A 239-nucleotide genomic window follows, 5' to 3' on the forward strand; every position below is an offset into this window, starting at 1 on the left:
CCCGAAGGCGGCTGGGAAACGCTCTGCCACGGCAGCGGCGGCAACGGCAGTTTCAACACACAGCCGCCCGAAGGCGGCTGGAAGCAAAAGGCGGCCGCAGAGCGTATAGCCAACAGTTTCAACACACAGCCGCCCGAAGGCGGCTGGGAAGCTCGTAAACACCCTTCCCGGAGACTTGGAATGTTTCAACACACTGCCGCCCGAAGGCGGCGGGGGCTGCCCGCCGGCGGTGGTGGCTT

1 protein-coding gene is annotated in these 239 nt (G+C 65.7%); it reads left to right on the forward strand.

Annotated elements, in window-relative coordinates; all coding sequences use genetic code 11:
- The coding region (locus ACTHS3_RS18535; RefSeq protein ID WP_440368875.1) for a hypothetical protein at positions 1 to 239 on the forward strand (239 nt) is incomplete at both ends.

This window comes from Neisseria sp. P0009.S007 (genome assembly GCF_051962515.1).